Source organism: Pantoea sp. MHSD4 (assembly GCF_021043305.1).
In the GTDB taxonomy this organism is placed as follows: domain Bacteria; phylum Pseudomonadota; class Gammaproteobacteria; order Enterobacterales; family Enterobacteriaceae; genus Pantoea; species Pantoea eucalypti.
In genome coordinates this window covers 721,975-742,510 of record NZ_JAJNDH010000001.1, presented here as the reverse complement: position 1 = coordinate 742,510, position 20,536 = coordinate 721,975, and the positions used below count along the sequence as shown (strand labels likewise).

At 50.3% G+C, this 20,536-nt stretch carries 27 protein-coding genes; 9 read left to right on the top strand and 18 right to left on the bottom strand.

Annotated features, from left to right (window positions below):
- Positions 1-446 precede the first annotated feature (446 nt).
- The 9 genes from tcyN to LQK91_RS03325 form a co-directional block, all read right to left on the bottom strand.
- A complete protein-coding gene (tcyN, locus tag LQK91_RS03365) occupies positions 447-1,199 on the bottom strand; it encodes an L-cystine ABC transporter ATP-binding protein TcyN (RefSeq protein WP_105099082.1) in 753 nt (250 codons plus the stop codon).
- Positions 1,196-1,864, bottom strand: a complete 669-nt coding sequence (gene tcyL / locus LQK91_RS03360) for a cystine ABC transporter permease (protein WP_003854540.1) — start codon at positions 1,862-1,864, stop codon at positions 1,196-1,198. The genes tcyN and tcyL overlap by 4 nt, the downstream gene beginning before the upstream one ends.
- Positions 1,864-2,664: a cystine ABC transporter substrate-binding protein gene (tcyJ, locus tag LQK91_RS03355; protein ID WP_033743520.1), complete on the bottom strand. Its 801-nt coding sequence runs from the start codon at positions 2,662-2,664 to the stop codon at positions 1,864-1,866. Before tcyJ ends, tcyL begins: the two co-directional genes overlap by 1 nt.
- Positions 2,665-2,777: 113 nt before the next feature.
- Positions 2,778-3,764: a D-cysteine desulfhydrase gene (locus LQK91_RS03350; RefSeq protein WP_039660002.1), complete on the bottom strand. Its 987-nt coding sequence runs from the start codon at positions 3,762-3,764 to the stop codon at positions 2,778-2,780.
- A 217-nt stretch (positions 3,765-3,981) separates the two neighbouring features.
- Complete coding sequence (gene fliZ, locus LQK91_RS03345; protein ID WP_008926851.1) at positions 3,982-4,485, bottom strand: flagella biosynthesis regulatory protein FliZ; 504 nt, start codon at positions 4,483-4,485, stop codon at positions 3,982-3,984.
- A gap of 50 nt (positions 4,486-4,535) precedes the next feature.
- Positions 4,536-5,258, bottom strand: a complete 723-nt coding sequence (locus tag LQK91_RS03340; protein WP_003854529.1) for an RNA polymerase sigma factor FliA — start codon at positions 5,256-5,258, stop codon at positions 4,536-4,538.
- Between the two features lie 143 nt (positions 5,259-5,401).
- Positions 5,402-6,370: an HNH endonuclease signature motif containing protein gene (locus LQK91_RS03335; protein ID WP_105099081.1), complete on the bottom strand. Its 969-nt coding sequence runs from the start codon at positions 6,368-6,370 to the stop codon at positions 5,402-5,404.
- 224 nt (positions 6,371-6,594) lie between these two features.
- On the bottom strand, positions 6,595-7,368 hold the full coding sequence (locus LQK91_RS03330; RefSeq protein WP_105099080.1) for a glycosyltransferase family 25 protein: 774 nt from the start codon (positions 7,366-7,368) through the stop codon (positions 6,595-6,597).
- Positions 7,369-7,639: 271 nt separating this feature from the next.
- Positions 7,640-8,989, bottom strand: a complete 1,350-nt coding sequence (locus LQK91_RS03325) for a flagellin (protein ID WP_105099079.1) — start codon at positions 8,987-8,989, stop codon at positions 7,640-7,642.
- A 336-nt stretch (positions 8,990-9,325) separates the two neighbouring features.
- On the opposite strand from LQK91_RS03325, the gene fliD reads away from it, so the two are divergent.
- From fliD to amyA, 4 genes are all read left to right on the top strand, one after another.
- Complete coding sequence (gene fliD / locus LQK91_RS03320) at positions 9,326-10,744, top strand: flagellar filament capping protein FliD (RefSeq protein WP_105099078.1); 1,419 nt, start codon at positions 9,326-9,328, stop codon at positions 10,742-10,744.
- A gap of 8 nt (positions 10,745-10,752) precedes the next feature.
- A complete protein-coding gene (gene fliS / locus LQK91_RS03315; RefSeq protein WP_090960064.1) occupies positions 10,753-11,160 on the top strand; it encodes a flagellar export chaperone FliS in 408 nt (135 codons plus the stop codon).
- Positions 11,160-11,525: a flagella biosynthesis regulatory protein FliT gene (gene fliT / locus LQK91_RS03310; RefSeq protein ID WP_039659989.1), complete on the top strand. Its 366-nt coding sequence runs from the start codon at positions 11,160-11,162 to the stop codon at positions 11,523-11,525. Before fliS ends, fliT begins: the two co-directional genes overlap by 1 nt.
- Before the next feature lie 101 nt (positions 11,526-11,626).
- Positions 11,627-13,108 carry an alpha-amylase gene (amyA, locus tag LQK91_RS03305; protein WP_105099077.1) on the top strand — a complete coding sequence of 494 codons (1,482 nt, stop codon included), beginning with the start codon at positions 11,627-11,629 and terminating at the stop codon, positions 13,106-13,108.
- A 104-nt stretch (positions 13,109-13,212) separates the two neighbouring features.
- On the opposite strand, the gene yedD is transcribed toward amyA, so the two are convergent.
- A complete protein-coding gene (gene yedD, locus LQK91_RS03300) occupies positions 13,213-13,686 on the bottom strand; it encodes a lipoprotein YedD (RefSeq protein ID WP_008926857.1) in 474 nt (157 codons plus the stop codon).
- A 253-nt stretch (positions 13,687-13,939) separates the two neighbouring features.
- Here yedD and LQK91_RS03295 point away from each other — a divergent pair, with 253 nt between their 5' ends.
- Positions 13,940-14,263 carry a DUF6388 family protein gene (locus tag LQK91_RS03295; RefSeq protein ID WP_008926858.1) on the top strand — a complete coding sequence of 108 codons (324 nt, stop codon included), beginning with the start codon at positions 13,940-13,942 and terminating at the stop codon, positions 14,261-14,263.
- A 196-nt stretch (positions 14,264-14,459) separates the two neighbouring features.
- Here LQK91_RS03295 and iraP read toward each other — a convergent pair whose 3' ends face one another.
- Entirely contained in the window at positions 14,460-14,759 is a 300-nt protein-coding gene (iraP, locus tag LQK91_RS03290; RefSeq protein ID WP_003854510.1) for an anti-adapter protein IraP, read from the bottom strand.
- 175 nt (positions 14,760-14,934) lie between these two features.
- Between iraP and LQK91_RS03285 the strand changes: the two genes are divergently transcribed.
- A complete protein-coding gene (locus LQK91_RS03285) occupies positions 14,935-15,174 on the top strand; it encodes a DinI-like family protein (protein WP_003854508.1) in 240 nt (79 codons plus the stop codon).
- 38 nt (positions 15,175-15,212) lie between these two features.
- On the opposite strand, the gene LQK91_RS03280 is transcribed toward LQK91_RS03285, so the two are convergent.
- The 3 genes from LQK91_RS03280 to LQK91_RS03270 all read right to left on the bottom strand — a co-directional run bounded on the left by LQK91_RS03280 (position 15,213) and on the right by LQK91_RS03270 (position 16,342).
- On the bottom strand, positions 15,213-15,479 hold the full coding sequence (locus LQK91_RS03280; RefSeq protein WP_003854505.1) for a hypothetical protein: 267 nt from the start codon (positions 15,477-15,479) through the stop codon (positions 15,213-15,215).
- A gap of 151 nt (positions 15,480-15,630) precedes the next feature.
- Positions 15,631-15,972 carry a hypothetical protein gene (locus tag LQK91_RS03275; RefSeq protein ID WP_033763175.1) on the bottom strand — a complete coding sequence of 114 codons (342 nt, stop codon included), beginning with the start codon at positions 15,970-15,972 and terminating at the stop codon, positions 15,631-15,633.
- The gene (locus LQK91_RS03270; RefSeq protein WP_008926860.1) at positions 15,959-16,342 is read right to left on the bottom strand and encodes a hypothetical protein; all 384 of its coding nucleotides are present in this window, start codon (positions 16,340-16,342) and stop codon (positions 15,959-15,961) included. Before LQK91_RS03270 ends, LQK91_RS03275 begins: the two co-directional genes overlap by 14 nt.
- 136 nt (positions 16,343-16,478) lie before the next feature.
- Between LQK91_RS03270 and LQK91_RS03265 the strand changes: the two genes are divergently transcribed.
- Positions 16,479-17,111: a helix-turn-helix domain-containing protein gene (locus tag LQK91_RS03265; RefSeq protein ID WP_105099076.1), complete on the top strand. Its 633-nt coding sequence runs from the start codon at positions 16,479-16,481 to the stop codon at positions 17,109-17,111.
- Positions 17,112-17,175: 64 nt separating this feature from the next.
- Here LQK91_RS03265 and LQK91_RS03260 read toward each other — a convergent pair whose 3' ends face one another.
- Positions 17,176-17,424, bottom strand: a complete 249-nt coding sequence (locus tag LQK91_RS03260) for a hypothetical protein (RefSeq protein WP_105099075.1) — start codon at positions 17,422-17,424, stop codon at positions 17,176-17,178.
- A 317-nt stretch (positions 17,425-17,741) separates the two neighbouring features.
- Between LQK91_RS03260 and LQK91_RS03255 the strand changes: the two genes are divergently transcribed.
- Entirely contained in the window at positions 17,742-17,942 is a 201-nt protein-coding gene (locus LQK91_RS03255) for a hypothetical protein (protein ID WP_003854493.1), read from the top strand.
- A 38-nt stretch (positions 17,943-17,980) separates the two neighbouring features.
- Here LQK91_RS03255 and LQK91_RS03250 read toward each other — a convergent pair whose 3' ends face one another.
- Positions 17,981-18,868: a benzoate transporter gene (locus tag LQK91_RS03250; RefSeq protein ID WP_105099074.1), complete on the bottom strand. Its 888-nt coding sequence runs from the start codon at positions 18,866-18,868 to the stop codon at positions 17,981-17,983.
- A 345-nt stretch (positions 18,869-19,213) separates the two neighbouring features.
- Here LQK91_RS03250 and LQK91_RS03245 point away from each other — a divergent pair, with 345 nt between their 5' ends.
- Positions 19,214-19,366 (top strand): hypothetical protein, encoded by a 153-nt coding sequence (locus LQK91_RS03245; RefSeq protein ID WP_231001591.1) that lies wholly within the window; start codon positions 19,214-19,216, stop codon positions 19,364-19,366.
- Positions 19,367-19,548: 182 nt separating this feature from the next.
- Here LQK91_RS03245 and LQK91_RS03240 read toward each other — a convergent pair whose 3' ends face one another.
- On the bottom strand, positions 19,549-19,827 hold the full coding sequence (locus LQK91_RS03240) for a hypothetical protein (RefSeq protein WP_231001590.1): 279 nt from the start codon (positions 19,825-19,827) through the stop codon (positions 19,549-19,551).
- 277 nt (positions 19,828-20,104) lie between these two features.
- Complete coding sequence (fliE, locus tag LQK91_RS03235) at positions 20,105-20,416, bottom strand: flagellar hook-basal body complex protein FliE (RefSeq protein ID WP_003854485.1); 312 nt, start codon at positions 20,414-20,416, stop codon at positions 20,105-20,107.
- Positions 20,417-20,536 lie beyond the last annotated feature (120 nt).

Genomic DNA, 20,536 nt, shown 5'->3' with positions numbered 1-20,536 from the left:
TGTAGGTCAGAATGCTGGAATGTAAAAGCGAGGAAAGCAGTTTTGCTTTTATGGTTATCCAGCGATTATTCGCCATTGAGCCGAAGTTGAATGTAGCGAAACTCTTAAAAGCCGTGGAGTGGCCCTGCTGCTACAGTTATTTACCTGACCGAACGTTTCCTTACACTTATTAATTGATGAAGCGATACGCTTATTACCGCCACCTCACTCAAAGAAAACGATAATATTCCCTGATGATCGCTAAAATACAAATAAGAGAAAGTGGCATCAGTAAAAGCCATTTAATATCCGATGAAAAGAAAAGATTTGTCAGATGTGCCAAAAGGTTTAACGGCTAAATAAATAGTTATGATATTGCGCCGCACACTCAGGAAAAAGCAGTCCATTGCTGCGTTAAAACAGGCGTACGGGAGGGATAAAACTGCCTTCCGGAGAAGGCAGTGGAATTACTGATTAAGGAATTTATCGAGGAACTGACGGGTTCGCGGCTGCTGAGGGTTACTGAACAACGCTTTCGCGTCGCCCTGCTCGACAATACGTCCCTGGTCCATAAAAATGGCGCGGTCCGCAACGTCGCGGGCAAAACTCATCTCATGCGTGACGATAACCATGGTACGTTTCTCCTCGGCCAGGGCACGAATGGTGCTGAGCACTTCGCCTACCAGCTCCGGGTCCAGCGCAGAGGTCGGCTCGTCGAACAGAATGACTTCCGGCCGCATCGCCAGTGCACGCGCAATTGCCACGCGCTGCTGCTGTCCTCCTGACAGACGGCGCGGATAGCTCCCCTCCTTACCATTCAGCCCGACCTTCTCCAGCAGAGTGCGGGCACGGGCTATTGCATCCGCTTTCGGCTCGCCTTTAACGATGACCGGCCCTTCAATAATGTTCTCCATCACCGAACGGTGCGGAAACAGATTGAAGTTCTGGAAGACAAAGCCGACCTGCTGACGCAAACGACGCACCTGCTCTTTCTGCTTGCTCTGCGCCAGCGCGGCATCCACAGTAATCTCCCCAACACGAATCGTGCCGCTATCCGGCACTTCCAGCAGATTAATACTGCGCAGCAGCGTGGTTTTACCTGAGCCGCTGGGACCGATAATCGCCACCACTTCACCAGCGGCAACATCAAGGTCGATGTCGTGGAGCACCGTCTGGCCGTTAAACGATTTCACCAGCTTTCTGACTTCAATGGCGCTCATTTCGACTCCGAATCCTGACGATTAACATGCTGTTCCAGCCGGTTCTGCAACGCAGACAACACCGTTGCCATCACCCAGTAGATTAGCGAGGCCGCCAGATACATGGTGAAGACTTCCAGCGTGCGTGAGGTGATCAACTGCGCCTGACGGAACAGTTCCGGCACCTGAATGGTCGCTGCCAGCGAGGTATCTTTCACCAGACTGATAAAGCTGTTGCCCAGCGGTGGCAACGCGGTGCGCGCTGCCTGCGGCAGAATGACCCGGCGCAGCGTTTGCCAGCGCGTCATGCCGATACTGGCCGCCGCTTCCCACTGACCGCGTTCAATCGATGAAATCGCGCCGCGCAGTGACTCTGAGGCGTAAGCGGCGGTATTCAGGGAAAGACCAATCATCGCAGAGGGGATCGGATCCAGTTCAATGCCAAACTGCGGCAGGCCGTAATAGATCATAAAAAGCTGGGCGATTAACGGCGTGCCACGGAAAATCGAGACATAGATCCGCGCCAGCCAGCGAACCGGCCAGAAGCGTGACAGACGCATCAGCGCCAGAATAAAGCCCAGCAGCAGACCAAAGAACATCCCGCCGATGCTGAGCTGCAGCGTAAACAGCGCGCCCTTTAATAAAAAAGGTGCTGAATCCAGCACCAGTTGAAGACTTTCCTGCATTATTTCGTCACATCCGCGCCAAACCATTTCTGAGACAGCTTGCTCAGCGAGCCATCTTTCTGCATATCAGCAATAGCCTGGTTGACCGCTTTCAGCAGATCGTCGTTACCTTTACGCATCGCCACGCCCGATTCCTGACGGGAGAACGCATCGCCCGCGACGGCCATGGTGTCACCGGTTTTCTTCACCAGATCCAGCGCGGCCAGACGGTCAACCAGAATCGCATTCAGACGGCCAGAACGCAGATCCTGATATTTGGTCGGGTCATCATCATAGGTACGGATGTCCACGCCCTTCACATTCTCGCGCAGCCACTGCTCGTAGTTAGTGCCCAGACCCACGCCCACTTTCTTACCGGCCAGATCAGCCGGTTTGGTGATGGTGCTGGCGTTGGCTTTCATGGTCAGTGCCTGAATACCGGAGACTGTGTATGGCGTAGAGAAGTCATACTTCTTCTTGCGCTCATCAGAGATAGTGACCTGGTTGATCACCACATCTATGCGCTTCGCGTCGAGTGACGCCAGCATGCCATCCCACTTGGTGGGTTTAAGGCTCGCTTTGACGCCCATGTGCTGCGCCAGCTGTTCCGCGAATTCCACTTCAAAGCCAGTCAGCTTGCCCTTTTCATCCTGAAAGCTGAATGGCGGATAAGTGCCTTCCAGCCCCACCAGCAGCGTGCCGCGCTCTTTAATTTTGTTCAGCAGGTTTTCCGCTGCAAAGGTTTTAACGTTGACGCCTGCAATCAGCGCCACAGCCATAACGCCCATCACCATCTGACGACCTGCACGAGAAAAGGACATATTCACCCCATTATTGACAGTATTGTGTGTGTGTTCTTATAAGGGCAGCACCGCGTATCGCTGCCTGTTCAAAATGATAACGCACGGAGTATAAACTGTTTTATTCGCTTGTCTCAGACTGAAGGATGATAAGCAAATAACGCCGGTGCCCCGCCCGTATGAATAAACAGCAACGGACCTTCACGGCGGAAACGATTCTGGCTGATGCCATCCAGCAGTCCGGCCATCGCCTTGCCGGTATAAACCGGATCCAGCAGTATCCCTTCCAGCTGCGCCAGCAGTTTTACCGCCGCCATGCCTTCATCATTCGGCTCGCCGTAGCGTGGCGCAAAATAGTCATCCCACAGGGTGATCGGTGCCTTAACCTGTACTTCCAGCTTCTCTGCCAGCGACTGACGCAGCCGCTCAACCAGCGGCAGCTGCGCGTCAACCTGACGTGAAACGGTGACGCCCACCAGCTCGGTCTCCGGCAGCAGATGCTCCAGTCCTACCGCCAGTCCGGCATGGGTGCCAGCACTACCGGAAGCAACGATCACGGCGGCGAAATCAACCACGCCTTCGCTCTGATGCGCGATCTCCTGTGCACACTCCACATAGCCTAGTGCACCCAGCGCATTTGAGCCGCCGACCGGCACGATGTAAGGACGAAAGCCCTGCGCTTCCAGCCGGGTTGCCTCTTCAGCCAGCTGTTCGGTGGGATTGTGCAGCGCATCCACCATGATCACTTCAGCATCCATCAGATCCAGTAACAGACGGTTGCCGTTGCTCAGGTAGTTTTCAGCGTGTGTACCGATCGGGTTTTCCAGCAGCGCTACGCACTTCAGGCCAAGCCGGGCAGCGACTGCCGCCGTCTGACGCACATGGTTGGACTGAATAGCGCCCGCAGTCAGTAACACATCGGCACCTTCACGCAGGGCATCGGCCGCCAGAAATTCCAGCTTGCGCAGCTTGTTGCCACCCATCGCGACAGGCGTGAAGTCATCGCGTTTGATGAAAATATCGCGCCCCAGATAATCAGAAAGCCGTGGCAGATGTTCTAACGGCGTCGGTGCGCCCAGCAGTTCAAGACGAGGAAATTGGTGTAACAAATGCAAAGACAATGCGGCCTCCGTTTGGGCACGGGAATTATCCTTACAGTGTTGCAGAAGATGCGAAAAGGATCACCCTGATTCAGGTGTCAGCAGATGCGGTGTGACGGAAGTGCAGGGAAAAAACCAGGAGGAAGAAGCGCCGTGCTCCCCCGCCCCTTTTTCCCGGCTGGCGGGAAAAGAGGATTGTGCCACAGGCACGCGGGGGAACAATCGGTGCAGATCAGGCTTACGCCTGCTGCCAGCCTAAGAACTGATCGTACTTGCGCAGCGCAATGCGGTAATTGTTATTACCGGCATCGGGCAAATCGCTTTCCAGACACTGATGCCAGCTATTTCCTTTAAGCTTTTCGGCCGGGAAATTTTTGGCTTTCAGCATCTCATCCAGTCGACGGAGACGCACCACATACTCACGAATCGTGCTCGGGCTCATCTCTGTCTGTTCAAACAGATACTGTTTAAACGCCATAATGTCGAAGTAATTAGGATGGGTATTGCAAAAAATATCACTACAAAAACGACAAAGCGCGGTCAGCTCGGGCTGAAGTTTCAGCCACAGCTGTTCATCAATCATCTGGTCCATCCGAGCGATGGCCTCTTTATTGATGATCTGGCCACGAAAAACGAGCGCCATTCGATCTAATACCTTGCCACAGTGTGAACAATTGCTCTGGCTGTGTTTATAGTCTTTAAGATAACGACTTAACGGTCTGGCTTTGGTCTTGGCTCCCATTACTGAGTCCCCGGTTTCTTATAATTTTGAATCGCCAGGAACTGATACTGCTAGCGCGCTCCCGCAAGTCGGGCCCGCAGGCGTTTAATCGCCTGACTGTGCAGCTGGCTGACACGGGATTCACCCACATCAAGTACCGCACCAATCTCTTTCAGGTTCAGTTCTTCCTGGTAGTACAGTGTCAGCACCATCTTTTCACGATCGGGTAACGCTTCGATCGCTTCAATGACGCGCTCACGCAGACTCCCTTCAAGCAACTGGTGAAGTGGATTGGCTTCTTCATGGCCTTCCGTCACCAGCTCCGCGCTGTCGCCGTGCTCTTCCCGATACTCGTCGTAGGAGAAAAGTTGACTGTTGTTGGTGTCCAGCAGGATCTGCCGGTACTCCTCCATTGAAACGTTCAGCTGCTGCGCGACTTCCTGTTCGGAAGCAGAACGCCCCAGTGACTGTTCAACTCTGTGCATTGCGCCGGCTACCTCGCGTGCATTACGACGCACGCTGCGTGGTGCCCAGTCCCGACTGCGAAGCTCATCGAGCATTGCGCCACGAATACGCTGCACGGCGTAGGTGGTAAAGGCTGTACCCTGAAGCGCGTCGTAGCGCTCTACGGCATTTAACAGCCCTATCCCACCTGCCTGCAGCAAGTCGTCAAGCTCAACGCTTGCCGGCAGGCGAACCTGCAGACGCAACGCTTCATGACGCACCAGCGGCACGTAGCGCTGCCAGAGCGAATGCTTGTCCATCACGCCTTCGGCGGTATAGAAATCGTTCACGTTGACTACCCTGCGTTAATGAAGTTATCGGCATGATTATGCAATTCTGTAGCGTTTTCGATTGACTGAATAGGCGGGGTAAAACGAGGCTATTTCATTTTGTAACGTCAGAGTGCAGATCCTTCTGCACTCATCAGGGAAAATTAACGACGGGCGCGAAGCCGTTGCCGCGTGGCGGGTGGTACGGCGGCCCACAAGCTGCAGACGCGACCATCCAGCTCCTGATACCAGGGCGCGATATGCTGCCGCGCCTCCTCGCCAGGGTGCACCTGAATCTCTCCCGACTCACCATTTATACTAATCAGTCGGTTAATAAATAACCGCTGTAAATCGCTGCGTAAAAAGAGGCCATTATCGATGCTGTTATCGGCAAGGATACCGTCATCGCCTTCCTGTGTGTCGATATGGCAGGCTTCCACCCACGGCCAGTTATGGCGTTCGGTCAGCTCGGTTCCGGTCATTACACAGGCGCCGTAGCGGGCTTTTACCCCGGCACTGAATTCCGCCTGACTGGCGCGCTGCAGCACCCGCGCTTTAACCCGACGTCCGACTTCAGTACCCGGCATGACCGCCGCAGGGACTTTGTGCTGCGGCGTACTCAGCACCACGATGAACTGAATGCGCTGCGACTGCGGAAAACAGGGATCGGCCTGGGGACTGAAGAGCTGCCAGTAAGCGTCATCATCATCCTGATGCATCAGCACCAGTTTGTAGCCGCGACTGTTAATCAGGTTCTGCGCCGTAGCGGATTGCGGATCGATCATCGCGAAAACCTGGCTGCTGCCCATCACTTTCCACAGGTTTTCGCGCTTCTCGTTCTCGCTGCGACGGAAATAGAGGAAAGAGAGATTCTGCTTCAGGTAGTGCTCAAAGCGACGCAGGTAATTTTTTCGCTCGTTGTCATGGGAGATGAACAGCAGGTCCTCCAGCGGACTGTTGCTCTCTTCCTGCGCGAACACCGCACGAATTTTTAGCGTACGCAGGCCCGTTGAGGGACTGAGTAACGCGCGGGCTGTCAGCTCTTTCTCATCAGGGTATTGCAAAGCATAACGCCGGGCGATCTCTTCAAACGTCAGCCGCTCGCCCGGTAACAGGTCGTAATTGAAGCGCATAGACACTCCACAAAGTGAAAATCAAAATTGATGTTGTTCTGTAGAGAGTTATCGGCAGGCGTGGGGGGAACTGTAACGGGATGAGTAGGATGCGTCGGCTTTGAATATGCTCAGCATCGATTTTTTAAATTCTGATTCTTAAGACAGTCATGTCAGGGCTATCAGCGCACTGATGGAGACATTTTTTCTGGTTGTTCCACCGTGCGCAAAGTTTTCCGCAAGTTTTATGACTGCTTAACAGCGGCTTTAACATCAACAATTTCATGCAACAGAGGTAGCACCGCGCGACGGTAACGCTGACGGAGCTTTGCACGAAGTGGACGTTTCGCCATAATTTTGGACCAGAGTTCGCGTTTTAGCCGATTATGATTTTCAACATCATCAATCTGCTGAATGGTCGTCTGTTGTGCTACTTCGTGCAACAGTACTGGCGCGGGATGCACAGCCAGTAACTGGAATGCCCCATACTCCTCAAACACGCACCATTTATCCGCTGCCATCCAGACTGGATAAAGAAGAGTAAGCAACCGCTTTGCCGCTTCAAAATTAATGACATAAGCATGTGAGGTCGTGGCACTGTAAACCGGATAAAGTTGAGCACTTTCAGTCACAGTTGCGATTGGATTATCTACATATTTATTAACACTTGATAACAACACCAGAGTGGGTTTAACCGTACTCAGCTGCAGTGCCGGACTGCCTAACACTATTGGCAATGGCTCAGTTAACAAGGCATCATCTTCCAGAATTAGCGCCTGTGGGATTTTCTCATCTACAATTTTTCTATAAATATTAATATGGCTTAATGCACAACCAATTTCACCGGCTTTAAACGCATAGTTTAGGGGTTGCGTGTGTAGCGCTATCTCTTCATTGCTCAGTTGTTTGCCATTTACAGCCTGAATAAATTCGTAGCTGATGCCTGCATTTTGACACTGGGCAGCAATAGTGGCACGGCGTTCGGTTGAAGAATCGAGATTGATAATAAAAGCTTTCATTTGGGGGCAGCCTGACTCAGGTAACAATTTATTTCAAAGGCCTAATCATAGCGTTTCCGGGCAGTGGGTTGGAAGCGTAATGCTCAATTTAGGCATTGCTTGTATAAATAAAAATCATCTATTGAGTGCGCTCAGCCGGCCTGATCTGAAAAAGTACTTTGTTAAATCGATGACACTGCCAAATGAGATTCAAAATGATGTGGTCGCAGCGCATAAATTCGGGCAAAAAAAACCCCGCCGAAGCGGGGTTTTATATCGGACTTTAGAGCGATTAGCCCTGCAGCAGAGACAGAACCTGCTGTGGAACCTGGTTCGCTTTAGACAATACTGAGTTACCAGCCTGCTGCACGATCTGTGCTTTAGACATGTTGGAAACTTCAGTAGCGTAGTCAGCATCCTGAATACGAGACTGTGCTGCAGACAGGTTAGTGGTGGTGTTGTTCAGGTTAGTTACCGCTGAGTTCAGACGGTTCTGTACTGCACCCAGGCTTGAACGGAAATCATCAACAGATGCGATAGCTTTGTCAATCAAAGCCAAAGGATCTGAGGTTGATGCTCCAGCGAACTCATCTGATGCAGTTACTGCAGTAGGAGTTGCGCCTGTGGTGGTACCGGTGCTCAAGTTTATTGAAGCAGCTTCAACAGTTGTGCCCGTTGTAGTCGGAGTAGTTGCAGTTGCATCGCCGCCATTGTTTGTAAGAGCAGCATCAGAGATGCCATAGTTTTTGCCCTGTACTGAAACGAATGCTTTTGGTGTGCCTGTTGAATCAGCACCAACTTGGACAAGTTGACCAGACTGAGTCGCTGAGTTAATACCGTTTTTAACATCTGTGTATGTAACATTAGCTTTGTTCAGTGTAACTGAACCATCAGCGGCAACTGTAGCTGCATATGATTTGTCACCATTCTGAACAACATAATCAGCGGTCAGTACGCCATCTTTATCTTTAGTATTGTGTAAGCTTAACTTGGAAGTGTCGGTAATACCCAAGTCAGACGCGACTGAAGTATCAAAAGTAATTTTAACTGGGGGATTACCAGCAGTTGCTGATGGTAACTGGGTAATCGCATCACCAACAGATACAGCAGTTTTATCAACAGCAAAACCTTTCAGACCCAGAGTTGAAGAATCGATTTTCTTCAGGTCAATTGAGATGGTTTCGCCGTCGTTTGCGCCAACCTGAATTTTCATTGCGCCGTCTTTAGCCAGCACGTTCACGCCGTTGAACTGAGTCTGACCCGATACGCGGTCGATTTCGCTCAGACGGGATTTGATTTCGTCCTGGATTGAACCGAGGTCAGAATCAGAGTTGGTGCCGTTCTGAGCCTGTACAGTCAGCTCACGAACACGCTGTAAGTTGTTGTTGATTTCTGACAGCGCGCCTTCAGTAGTCTGCGCAGCAGAGATACCGTCGTTGGCGTTACGGGCAGCCTGAGTCAGGCCCTTGATGTTAGAGGTGAAACGGTTGGCAATTGCCTGACCAGCAGCGTCATCTTTCGCGCTGTTGATACGTAAACCAGAAGACAGACGCTCCATTGAAGTAGACAGAGCTGACTGGTTCTTGTTGATGTTGTTCTGAGTGATCAGCGAGAGGCTGTTGGTATTAATGACTTGGGCCATGATGAATTTTCCTGTTAATCAAGTCTTTCGGTTAAGGTGTGGGCTTCAACCCGCCGGCTTCAGCGCCGTCAAAGTTGTTATCGTCTGCCGTTTAACAACCTTTAGAATTTTTTTAGTACCAGGCGAATTTTTCTGCTTCAGCCTGTCACGTTTTAAGTTATCGCCACCCATCCGAACTTCTTTAGACTTAATTCATTAATTTTCTAGCCGCTGAATTACCCTTCTCTATAGTGCTTATTTACCTCATTACCCTAAGGCAAATAACCTTAAACTTTCCTTAGTCAAGGCCGATAACCCAGGTATCAATTTCTCTGTCGACCTTATAAAGGAATTAACATGGCCAGTATAAGCAACCTTGGTGTGGGCTCCGGCCTGCCACTTAGTACCATGCTTGACAGTTTGACCACCGCTGAAAAAGCGTCACTGACACCGATTTCAAAACAGCAAACGGCTTATACGGCCAAGCTCAGTGCCTATGCCACGCTAAAAAGCTCACTGACAACGTTCCAGACGGCTAACACCAAGCTGAACAGTGCTGACCTGTTTACTTCTACTACTGCGGTCAGCAGCTCAACGGCATTCAGCGCGACCACGTCTGGCACCACGGTGCCCGGCAAATATGCGATTAACGTGACGCAGCTGGCCCAGGCGCAGGTCCTGACCTCTGCGGTGCAGAGCAGCAACACTGCAGCACTGGGCGACAGCTCTGTAGCCAGCCGCAGCATTGCGATTACCTTAAAAGATGGTTCAAGCAAAAGCGTGACCCTCTCCAGCGACCAAACCTCGCTAACCGGTATGCGTGACGCCATCAACGGCGCCAATGCTGGCGTCACTGCCACCATTATTAAGGTGTCAGACGGCAGCTTCCGTCTCTCTATGAATGCCAATAAAACTGGCAGTGACAATGCGGTGGCGACGATTGCTGTCACTGGTGACAGCACGCTACAGGGGATTGTGGGTTTTGACGCCTCTGCCAGCAGCAATGTGATGACAGAAAGCGTTAAAGCGCAGAATGCCCAGCTCACGGTCAACAATGTGGCGATTGAGAACAGCAGCAACCAGATCAGTGATGCACTGGAAGGCATTACCCTGAATCTGACCGCTCAGACTGTTGGCGATCAGTCTCTGACGATCACCAAAGATACCTCAAAAGCGTCCAGCGCGATCAGCGGTTGGGTATCTGCCTATAACACCCTGCTGGATCAGTTCAATACCCTGACCAAATACACCAAGGTGGATACCAATACGGATTCACAGGACTCCAGCAATGGTGCCCTGATTGGTGACAGCACGTTACGGACGATTGAGACGCAGCTGAAAAGTATGCTGACCAATGCGCAAAGCTCTTCTTCATTCAAATCGCTGGGGCAGATTGGAGTCACCACCGATCCTAAAACCGGATCATTGTTAATTGATACGACGAAGGTTAACGCAGCGCTGGATAAAGATGCCGCAGGTGTAAAAGAGATGATCGTGGGTGACGGTAAAACCACCGGTATTACCACCAAAATCGCAACCAACATCACGGGCTGGTTATCGACCAAAGGGATTGTTCAGGCGGCTACCGATGGCGTCAGTAAGACACTGAATAATTTAACCGCCCTCTATAACACCACCAGCGATCGTATTGATGCGGATATCGCCCGTTATAAAACACAGTTTACTCAGCTTGATCTGGCCATCAGTAAACTCAACTCGACCAGTACGTATCTGACACAGCAGTTCGATACGTCGAATTCTTCTAACAAATCATAGGAGTGACCATGTACAGCGCTACAGGCACCAAAGCCTATGCAAAAATTGGCGTCGAAAGCGCCGTGATGAGCGCCACCCAGCAGCAGCTGGTGATGATGCTGTTCGACGGTGCACTGAGCGCGTTAATCCGCGCCCGCTTATTTATGCAGGATGGCAATATTGAAGGAAAAGGCAGCTCGATCTCCAAAGCCATCAATATTATCGAAGCAGGCCTGAAAGAGGGCCTGCTTGAAAACAGTGGTGATGAACTGGCAGACAATCTGCTGGATCTTTACAACTATATGACCCGTCGCCTGCTGCATGCCAACCTGCACAATGATGTTGCAGCGGTCGAGGAGGTCGAAGGCCTGCTGCGCAATATCGCGGACGCGTGGAAAGAAGTAGTTCAATCTCACCTGATTCAGGACGCCGTTTAATGACCACTGCACCGCATCTGATTACCGTTTACCAACAGTTACTCGATCTCAGCCAGGGAATGCTGCGTCATGCAGTACAGGGCGAATGGGATGAATTGATCAGCAGGGAGATGGAGTATGTCAGTGCGGTGCAGAACCTGGCCCAATCGACAGAAGCTGTGTCGCCTTCATCGCAGACGCAGGAGCAGTTACGCCCGGTGCTGCGTCGTATACTGGATAACGAAAGCGAAGTGAAACGTCTGCTGCAGGCGCGGATGGATGAGCTGGCCTCGCTGGTAGGTCAGAACACCCGTCAGAAATCGGTCATGTCTGCCTACAGTAGTCAGGGCGGCTTAGTCATGGTGCCGCGCGAAACGCTCTCCTGATCCCCTTCTCTGCTACGCCGCCAGATTTATTTCTCTGCGCGGCGTCTCTTTTCTGCCGCTTGCTCCATACTTGATTCTCATCATCCCCTGGAGTGTGGTACATGCAAAACCCAACGTTATTACAGTTTTTCCATTGGTATTACCCGGATGGCAGCAAACTGTGGCCTGAGGTCGCCGATCGTGCAGCCTGGCTCAGCGAAATTGGAATCAGTATGGTGTGGTTACCACCCTGCTACAAAGGGGGTTCAGGCGGCTATTCAGTCGGTTACGACAGTTACGATTTGTTCGACCTGGGGGAATTTGATCAAAAAGGCGGTGTTGCCACCAAATATGGCGACAAAACGCAATTACTGGCGGCAGCAGAAGCCCTGCGCAGCCACAACGTTGGGGTAGTGCTGGATGTGGTGCTGAACCACAAAATGGGTGCTGATGAGAAAGAGGCGATCAGTGTTAACCGCGTCAACCCGGATAACCGTGATGAAATCTACGAAGAGGTTGTCGAGTGCGAAGCCTGGACGAAATTCACCTTTCCGGCCCGTGCCGGGGAATATTCTAAGTTTGTCTGGGATCACAAGTGCTTTAGCGGTGTAGACCACATTGAGAATCCGGACGAAAACGGCGTGTTTAAAATCATCAATGACTATACCGCCGAAGGCTGGAACGATCAGGTCGATAACGAACTGGGTAACTTCGACTATCTGATGGGTGCCAACATCGATTTCCGTAACAATGCGGTCCGGGAAGAGCTGAAATACTGGGCGCGCTGGGTGATGGAACAGGTCCCCTGCACTGGCTTTCGTCTGGACGCGGTCAAACATATTCCGGCCTGGTTCTACAAAGAGTGGATCGAGCATATTCAGGAGGTTGCTGAAGAGCCGATGTTTATCGTCGCGGAATACTGGTCATTTGAAACCGAGAAACTGCAGGAGTATGTGCATCAGGTTGAAGGCAAAACCATGCTGTTTGATGCCCCACTGCATATGAACTTCCATCAGGCTTCCACCGCGGGCAGTGCCTATGACATGAGCCAGATTTTTGCTAATTCGCTGGTCGTGGCTGATCCCTGGCATGCCGTGACGATCGTCGCCAACCACGACACCCAGCCGTTGCAGTCTCTGGAAGCGCCGGTTGAAGCCTGGTTTAAGCCTCTGGCTTATGCGCTAATCCTGCTGCGTGAACAAGGTGTGCCCACCATTTTTTATCCTGATCTGTTCGGGGCAACCTACGAAGATGAAGGCGGCGACGGTGAAACGCACAAAATAGAGATGCCGGTGATCCCTGAACTGGAAGGGTTAATCCGGGCGCGTCAGCAATATGGCTGGGGCGTACAGACCGACTATTTTGATCATCCTAACTGCGTGGCATTCAGCCGCAGCGGCACCGAAACGCAGCCAGGCTGTGTGGTGATCATGTCAAATGGCGATGCAGGTGAGAAAAGCGTGCCGATGGGTGAAGGTTTTGCCGGTAAGGTCTGGCGGGATTATCTGGGTAACCGTGAAGAGACGATTACCGCCGACGAGCATGGCACAGCGGTCTTTGCCTGTAACGGTGGCAGCGTCAGCGTCTGGGTCATCGCAGAATAAGTTAGCAGCAAAATTAGGGATGCAGTAAAAACCAAAACCGCCCCGGCAGACAAGTGCGTGAACGGCACTCTACCTGTTGGGGCGGTTTTGCTATGGATCGACGGTTATGACTTCGCGTTATTCTCGGTAATCGCCGTGCGCAACAGTTGCGGTTCGATGTTCTGAATCACGGCGGCTTTTGGCTGCTTTGCGACTTCTTCCAGTGCCTGCTGACACTCTACTGTCGGACGCGCCACTTTGCGCAGAGTCATCCTGTCGTAGCTCAGCTCGCCATTATCGACCACCAGCGGCATCACCCGCATTTTACGTGTTACATTCACATAATCGCCATTTAATCGGGTCAGTTTGCCCGGCTTCGCGATCACCCGCATCCACTGACGGCAATCCAGCGTGCTGCCATCGGCATTAATGATCAGACTGGCTATCGCCTTGTCGCTGATCAGGCTGCTCTGTGGGCCGACGGTTTGCCAGGTCCCCTGCAGATCAGCAGGTGCCGGTGTCTGCACCGCATTTTCATAATCGTTGATTTGCGCACAACCACTCAATGCCAGCGCGGCAATCAGCATCCACTTTTTCATATTAAATCCCTAAGATCACGTCAATGGCGGCTACGTTATAATTTTTCCACTGCGTTACGCAAGATATCTGGATGTTAAGACGCCACACAGACGATGATTGCGGCAGAACGAAACCCGTAGTGAGGTCTGCATAAAGCATTTTAACCGGAAAATTGTTGGCGAAGCAGGTTCATCTCTTATCTTTGCCACGCCTGACAAGCAGGAGACAACCCGCTACACTGACGCGCTGCAACAGACTTTCAGGAATATGAATATGAAAACGCCAGAAGCTTACTATGCCCAGGCTCGCGAGATGTTTTTTACCGCGCATCCAGACTTTCAATCCGCACTTGACGAATTAACTGAAAGCGATGCCCGCGCCGCCAACCTGTCATTGCGCCAGCTGCGCGAATGGCATGCCGAACGTATCTATGCGGCCTTTTTGCGCCAGAAGAATCTGGATGGAATGATCTTCTCCATTCAGCTCGCTGAGCCAGATAAAGCGGTGGCGGCTGAAGCGATCGAGACTTATCTCAAATCTCACGCTGAATCATTGGGTATGAGCTGGGAAGAATTTTGCATTAAAAACGAATTGTAATACGCGCTGCAGAGAAGAGGCCTGCAAAGCACAACGCCTGCCAGCATGAAAGTAGCTGAAGAATGTGTACCCGGTTAAGAGAGTAGTCACTTTTCCGCAGGACTCGGATCATGACCATCCCTGAACGACGCCTGCGCCTGCACTGCCTCTGAAGATGTTGATAAATATCCATCTCCAGAGGCGAATTTTTCCTGCCCTACTCTCTCTCTTCCGTCGCTTTACCCTTCACTTCAACATAACTTGCCACAGCCAGCAGACGATTAATGTGCGTCAGCAGCAGATCAACATCCGATTGCAGAAACCCGGTCGACGATTGCGAAGCGGTAATGATGGCATCCTGCACCGTTTCTGAAATGGTCAGCGAGTTGTCCTGTTTCGCCTGCACCAGCAGCGCTGCAACCAGCAGGGACTGCGCTTCAAGCTGCGCCGTCAACTCTTTTGCATCGACATCCATCTTTGCCAGTTTTAGCAGAATATCTATTACCAGTTGTCGCATCGCGGACCTCCTGAAAAGTAAGCCGTCATTATGTCGTGATGCGTGCGCATTTTTCCAGTTGAAGATCGTGTTTTACACGACATAAAAATTTACGCGAAATCACGCGCCATGCCTTGCCACTGTTTTTATTTACAGTATTATATGTCAGCGATTTTGCCCTGAATGGATTGCCATCATGTTTGTTGAGTTGATTTATGACAAGCGCAACGTTGCCGGTTTACCGGGTGCCCGCGAGATGATTCGTGAGGAGCTGGAAAAGCGGGTGCATCGGGTGTTTCCTGACATTGAAGTTAAGGTCAAGCCGATGGAACGTAACGCGATTGATACTGATTTGAGTAAGAACGATAAAGCGACGGTTGCGCGGATTGTTGAAGAGATGTTCGACGAAGCGGAGATGTGGCTGGTGGCCGATTAATCCTTTACCGGCCACCGCATCAGTTAGCGGGAGATGACTTAGCTCTCCTGCTCGCTGTGATTAATTTCAATCTCAATGTCCTGGATAGCCGCATCCAGATCTTCCAGCAGTTTACCCTGCTTATTAAGCAACGCATCGATTCGGTCGGCGTTCGTCTTATCTTTGTATTCACCGGCGTCAAACGCTAACCAATGGCTGGACAGCGTTTCGGTGTTGGTCTGCGCATAGTGGCGCATCTCTTTTAGCTGAGACGTCACATCACGCAGATAGTCAGTTTTGGTCTTGGTTTCTGTTGAATCGCTCATGCTAAATTTCCTTCTGGTCAGTTATCCAAAGTGGTTAGGCTTAGCGGTTCATCGACCGGCCAATCATCGGGCCTGCATTCAGGTACAAAATGTTGCCCGGAGATTTAAAACTAGTCGATAATAGCGAAGCCGCACTAAGAATAATCGGAAGTTACGGTGTCTGGCCCGGTTTTGCGGACGTCTGGTTGTCTTCAGAAACGACCTCTTTCACTCTACTCAGTGTTTTATCAGCGGTACGATCCGGTATCACATCAAGCTTATGTTGTAATGCTGTGACCTTATCCGTCAGCACCTCGACCCTTTCATCACGTCGTGCCGCTATTGCCCGGTAATCCGCCCTAATCTCCTCGACTCGTTTGTTTGCGGTATTACTGACATAAAGAAAAATAATCGTCATCAGGATGCAAATCATCGAACAACTGAGAAGAATGCAGCCGAGGATAACTTTACGCCTGTATGATATTGGAGCCCTGGTATTATCAATCATTGCCATTGCTGCGATCCTCCAGAGTTGAGATAAGCCGATCAACTTCATTACGAAATTTGTCGTTTTGATCGGTTTCGGTCATTGCGAGCAAAATCCCTACCGCATTCTTGATTAACCTAAGATCGGTTTCGAGTGTCGAGATTCGCCGCAAATTCCTGTCGTGCCGTTCGCGTAATTCATCGTTTTCCTCCCGTATCAGCAGGTTGCTCTCTTTCAGCAACACCACCTGCTCTTTGTAGCTGGTAATAATTTCGCCGCCCGCTCGGTTACTGGTTACGATTGACGCGATACCCGCCAATAACGGTTTCCAGAACAGTGCTGCTGCGCCTCCACCCAGAACTAACGCTCCCATACTGGTAATCAGACTACTTTCCATGCCATACCCCTTTTTCCGGTTAGGTCGCTGGAACATATTGCGTGCTGAAAAGCCACGTCCTCCGCTTGAAATTTAAGTTTACTTAAATACCATGCTTAAGTATACTTAAATCACTTTCAACCAATATGTCAAGCTTATGAAAAACGAAACGCTGGGTGACCGAATCCGCCTCCGACGGAAATCACTGCAATTAACGCAGAAGCAATTGGCACAACAGGTAAAAGTGTCCCATGTAGCGATTTCGCAATGGGAAAAAGAGGAGACGCTTCCGCGCGGTGAGAATCTGCTACGGCTCGCCGAAGCGCTGGGTTGTGCCCCGGCTTTTCTGATAGATGGGGATGGCCCTGTTTTCAGCGAAAGTGCTTATGGCGGTCTTCACCAGATTCCGCTGCTTAATCAGCGTGATGTGACACGATGGCTTTCGGATGACAGTTCAGTGCGACACGAATTGCTGATGCATAACGATATGGCGCTTTCGCAGCAGAGCTTTGCCTTTCGCGTTGAAGAACAGGCAATGATGCCCGCGATTGTGCGGGATGATGTGGTGATCATCGATCCGCGAGTTTCACCCCGGCCTGGCGATAGCGTGCTGGCATTACAGCAGCAGATTGCTCTGATCCGTACCTGGCGGCAACGTAGCAGTGAAGGTGGCGTTACGCAGTTTGAGCTGGCCCCCATTAACATCAACTTTCCTGAACTGCATTCCAGTCGGGAGAACCTGAAGCTAATTGGTACAGTGGTTGAACTGCGCCGCTACCGGCAGTCATAAAAAAACCCGCCAATGCGGGTTAATTTTTTATCGTACAACAGTGCACAGCGTCCGGGTCTGGTAACTACAGGGCGTCGGTGAGTTGATCCACGACCAAATTGCCCTGCAGATCGGTCTGCATAATGCGGTAGTTCACTGGCCATGAGCGGCGGGTACTGAGTTTATCGAACAGTGTGACACCGCCTTTTTTAACGCCCTGACGATTAACGATAATCCACTCGGTCACCTCTTCCTGACCACGATTTCTCAGGCTTAGGGAGCGTTGTTCAATTAACTGATCTTCTGCTTCAATCTTTAAATGGTCTCGTAACATATTTTCTATCTCCTGGTAACGGAGGCCACTATATGCTTTTCATTAATCAGTTCAATCGAATTTATTTATCGATGTTTTTATCGACCTGGAATGTGACCTGTCGCAAGCGATATGGCAAGTTTGTCCATTTCTGCATCAGGAATTTCCCGTTAGCATTGAGCTGCTGTACACCAAAACATCGAAAGATAACATGTTCAGTATGAGAGAAACTCCGATTAGCCCGCTTCTGGCGGGCTTTTTTTTGCCTTTAATTCCATGCTAATGCGGGATCTCAGGGCTGGTCTAGACTTAAACGACTGGGACAACAGGAGTGAATTATGTTTAAGCACAATACGAATGAAGAACGTAAGAAAGAAGGTGATGTCAGCAAAGGCCTGCCCGAAGCAGCACCTAACGCCGGTAATGCGTATGAGGAAGATGATCATCCCGCCACCGATGCACCAAAAGACCATGGTGAAGTGCCGCGGAAAAATGATGACAGTCAGGATGATAAAAAAGATCCCTACAAAGCAACCTGAAGGACGAGAGGCGCGCCCGGTGGGCGCGCTGGTCAGCATCAGGATTTAATAAAATCAGTCAGCTGATGCTGATGTGTAACCAGCCACTCAGGAAAATGTTCAGCGGTAATCGGCACTATTTCCATTCTTCCTGGGCGATTCCAGATATCAATGTTGTTCTCAACGCAGCGCCGGATATGATCCGGGTTATTGAATTCAGGACAGTTATGTTCGGTATGTGAAATCGACGCCATTTTTTCACTTATGCGTTCATCGCTCATCACCCATGAAAAATGCCATCCTCCATCCTTAATGACTTTCGTTCGCCAGCCGAGCCATTTCCAGCGCCACCAGCTGTCGCGTATGGGTGTTCCACGGCGCTTAACGTTGCGCAGTAATTCCGGTTGTCCCATGAAAAAGGTTCGTAATGTTTTAAACGTCACCATTTTTGCCAGTGTGGCACAACGCGGTGTACCGTCATTGTTCAATACACGTACATTATATTTAAAATTGAAATATTGCTGGTGCAATGTTGTACAGAGGTGACGATGGCTAAAGGCTTTAATCGCTTCAGGTCGGGGAATTTCATCGACGTCTGACACAATAATAATATCATCATCCTGCGCGCCAGCCAGACCTTGCATAATCTGATTCCGTGCAGTGGATTCATTCTCCCAGGGATCGGTCTCGCCCGCCTTAACCAGAGAGCTATTCGACTGAAAGGCGTGCTGATAAAATACTGGCGCAATATCGTTGACGACATAAATAATTTTATCGCGAAAACGGTCGAATTTCTCAATGTCAAAATTAAGCTTGCATCGGCGTTTACCCGTAAAGGTATAAAGCGATTCAACAATGACAAACCGGTCAACAACATGCTCAAGCGTGTTCAGACGCATTTCAAGCAAAACATCTTCATCGTAGTATAAAAAACAGTCATAAATCATAGTCATCAGAGGCACTTAAGTAGAAAATTTTCATCAGGACAATGGTGTTAATGGCACTTAACAAACGTCTGCATACCTTTTTATAAGGCTGATTTATATGCGTCTGATAGATGCGGTATTTAACTGCGTTAAATTTTCCGTGTTTATTGTAAGCTGGCTAACAATGTAACAGTGGAATAAAATATTGTTGCAGCTAAAAGATATTCGATGCTTTATTTATCCGTCGGATGTTACATTTACTCAGCGGCGCTAGCAATATTAAGCGCAAATTTTTGATTGAAAATCAGCGGGACAAGTGAGTTCCCGATGTTATTTGTCGACAAAATAATGCTTATGATTTAACAGATGAAGAAGATCATTATTGCCCTGAGCCAGCCCCTGCTGGCGGACATGGATAGTGAACGGGTTGGACTGCGCCTTTATATAAAACCGCTTATTTTGACGGTCTTGCCTTACCGGAATGGCACAAGACCGGAGATTCAATCTGGAGCAGGATGATCCGCTGCTTACTGGTTAAAAGCGGTTTAACATGGTGCAGGATAATGAAACAGTAGCCTGGGTTGAAAGGGCACAGTTAAGTCATCATCAAATCAGTGCGACGTTTTACTATGATTCAAAAGCACCGGCTATCACTACTTCAGGGTTGCGATAATCACAGGCATTTGCAGTAATAACTCAACTTACTTAGCCGGCTCGCAATCATAGTCACCCCGAATGCGGATCTGACTCTGACTGGTGCGGGCAATTTCTGCCCTCAACAACCCTTTGCCATCACGGTTTGTCTGCTCCATATCCACCATTCCCGGCGCTTTGCTATTTTTAACCCGGATTTTCACCGTTGCGTTGCTGTAGTCACCCTTCTCTCTGGCAAACGTCACTTTCTGGGTTTTTGCCCGTTCACCATTTACTGAGAACCAGCCACTCTTATCCTGCTTAAGGTAAAAGGGTCCGCACTGCATGGCGGCAATGCCGGGAGCTGATAGGCTAATCAACGATGCGATAAGGATAATTATTTTTAGCACTGTGCTGGCGTCCTGCTGATGGGCGATGAGTCGATAGCGCCGAAAAGTGAGGTGCCCGGTGCGTAACGACTAATAATGAACAGTATAGCCAATGACGCCTGCATTGACGTCAGTACAGGGTCATAGGCTTAGCAAAAGGACTGACATTATTGCTGACATTCAAGTCTGCTTATCTTAAGGCAAACAGAAAGATTTAATGCGCAGGTCAGTATAACTAAACCTGCATATTCATAATTTCGCTGTACGCCGACACCAGTTTGTTCCTGACCTGAATTCCCATCTGCATTGAGATTGACGATTTCTGCAGATCGACCATCACATCATTCAATGCGATGCCGGGTTTCCCCATTTCAAAATCCTGCGCCTGGGTGCGTGCGGTAGTCTGCGTCTCGCTGATCTTATCCAGCGCCGCTTTCATGGTCGCGCCGAAATCGATCTGATTGGGTGCTTCACTGCTGCGATTACTGGCCTGCAGTGAGGTCGCCTGTAGCTGCTGCAGTACGCCGTCAATTGCCTGAATGGACATGAACGATACCTTTTAAAGAGGGTGACATTTTTGATGTGAGCAAAAGTTAGCACGTTGTCAATGAGACAAAGCCGCTAAATAACATCAAAAACCCTACCTTATCCAGCCATCGAATTTTGC

Bases quoted from the DNA above. Each gene is read 5' to 3' on its own strand.
- LQK91_RS03240 (WP_231001590.1), bottom strand. From the start codon at position 19,827: ATGCAGTGCGGACCCTTTTACCTTAAGCAGGATAAGAGTGGCTGGTTC.
- LQK91_RS03325 (WP_105099079.1), bottom strand. From the start codon at position 8,989: ATGGCCCAAGTCATTAATACCAACAGCCTCTCGCTGATCACTCAGAAC.
- LQK91_RS03295 (WP_008926858.1), top strand. From the start codon at position 13,940: ATGAAAACGCCAGAAGCTTACTATGCCCAGGCTCGCGAGATGTTTTTT.
- LQK91_RS03285 (WP_003854508.1), top strand. From the start codon at position 14,935: ATGTTTGTTGAGTTGATTTATGACAAGCGCAACGTTGCCGGTTTACCG.
- amyA (WP_105099077.1), top strand. From the start codon at position 11,627: ATGCAAAACCCAACGTTATTACAGTTTTTCCATTGGTATTACCCGGAT.
- fliT (WP_039659989.1), top strand. From the start codon at position 11,160: ATGACCACTGCACCGCATCTGATTACCGTTTACCAACAGTTACTCGAT.
- fliD (WP_105099078.1), top strand. From the start codon at position 9,326: ATGGCCAGTATAAGCAACCTTGGTGTGGGCTCCGGCCTGCCACTTAGT.
- tcyJ (WP_033743520.1), bottom strand. From the start codon at position 2,664: ATGTCCTTTTCTCGTGCAGGTCGTCAGATGGTGATGGGCGTTATGGCT.
- LQK91_RS03275 (WP_033763175.1), bottom strand. From the start codon at position 15,972: ATGGCAATGATTGATAATACCAGGGCTCCAATATCATACAGGCGTAAA.
- fliE (WP_003854485.1), bottom strand. From the start codon at position 20,416: ATGTCCATTCAGGCAATTGACGGCGTACTGCAGCAGCTACAGGCGACC.
- tcyL (WP_003854540.1), bottom strand. From the start codon at position 1,864: ATGCAGGAAAGTCTTCAACTGGTGCTGGATTCAGCACCTTTTTTATTA.
- iraP (WP_003854510.1), bottom strand. From the start codon at position 14,759: ATGCGACAACTGGTAATAGATATTCTGCTAAAACTGGCAAAGATGGAT.
- tcyN (WP_105099082.1), bottom strand. From the start codon at position 1,199: ATGAGCGCCATTGAAGTCAGAAAGCTGGTGAAATCGTTTAACGGCCAG.
- LQK91_RS03270 (WP_008926860.1), bottom strand. From the start codon at position 16,342: ATGGAAAGTAGTCTGATTACCAGTATGGGAGCGTTAGTTCTGGGTGGA.
- fliS (WP_090960064.1), top strand. From the start codon at position 10,753: ATGTACAGCGCTACAGGCACCAAAGCCTATGCAAAAATTGGCGTCGAA.
- fliZ (WP_008926851.1), bottom strand. From the start codon at position 4,485: ATGGGAGCCAAGACCAAAGCCAGACCGTTAAGTCGTTATCTTAAAGAC.
- LQK91_RS03255 (WP_003854493.1), top strand. From the start codon at position 17,742: ATGTTTAAGCACAATACGAATGAAGAACGTAAGAAAGAAGGTGATGTC.
- LQK91_RS03265 (WP_105099076.1), top strand. From the start codon at position 16,479: ATGAAAAACGAAACGCTGGGTGACCGAATCCGCCTCCGACGGAAATCA.
- yedD (WP_008926857.1), bottom strand. From the start codon at position 13,686: ATGAAAAAGTGGATGCTGATTGCCGCGCTGGCATTGAGTGGTTGTGCG.
- LQK91_RS03280 (WP_003854505.1), bottom strand. From the start codon at position 15,479: ATGAGCGATTCAACAGAAACCAAGACCAAAACTGACTATCTGCGTGAT.
- LQK91_RS03260 (WP_105099075.1), bottom strand. From the start codon at position 17,424: ATGTTACGAGACCATTTAAAGATTGAAGCAGAAGATCAGTTAATTGAA.
- LQK91_RS03250 (WP_105099074.1), bottom strand. From the start codon at position 18,868: ATGATTTATGACTGTTTTTTATACTACGATGAAGATGTTTTGCTTGAA.
- LQK91_RS03245 (WP_231001591.1), top strand. From the start codon at position 19,214: ATGAAGAAGATCATTATTGCCCTGAGCCAGCCCCTGCTGGCGGACATG.
- LQK91_RS03335 (WP_105099081.1), bottom strand. From the start codon at position 6,370: ATGCGCTTCAATTACGACCTGTTACCGGGCGAGCGGCTGACGTTTGAA.
- LQK91_RS03330 (WP_105099080.1), bottom strand. From the start codon at position 7,368: ATGAAAGCTTTTATTATCAATCTCGATTCTTCAACCGAACGCCGTGCC.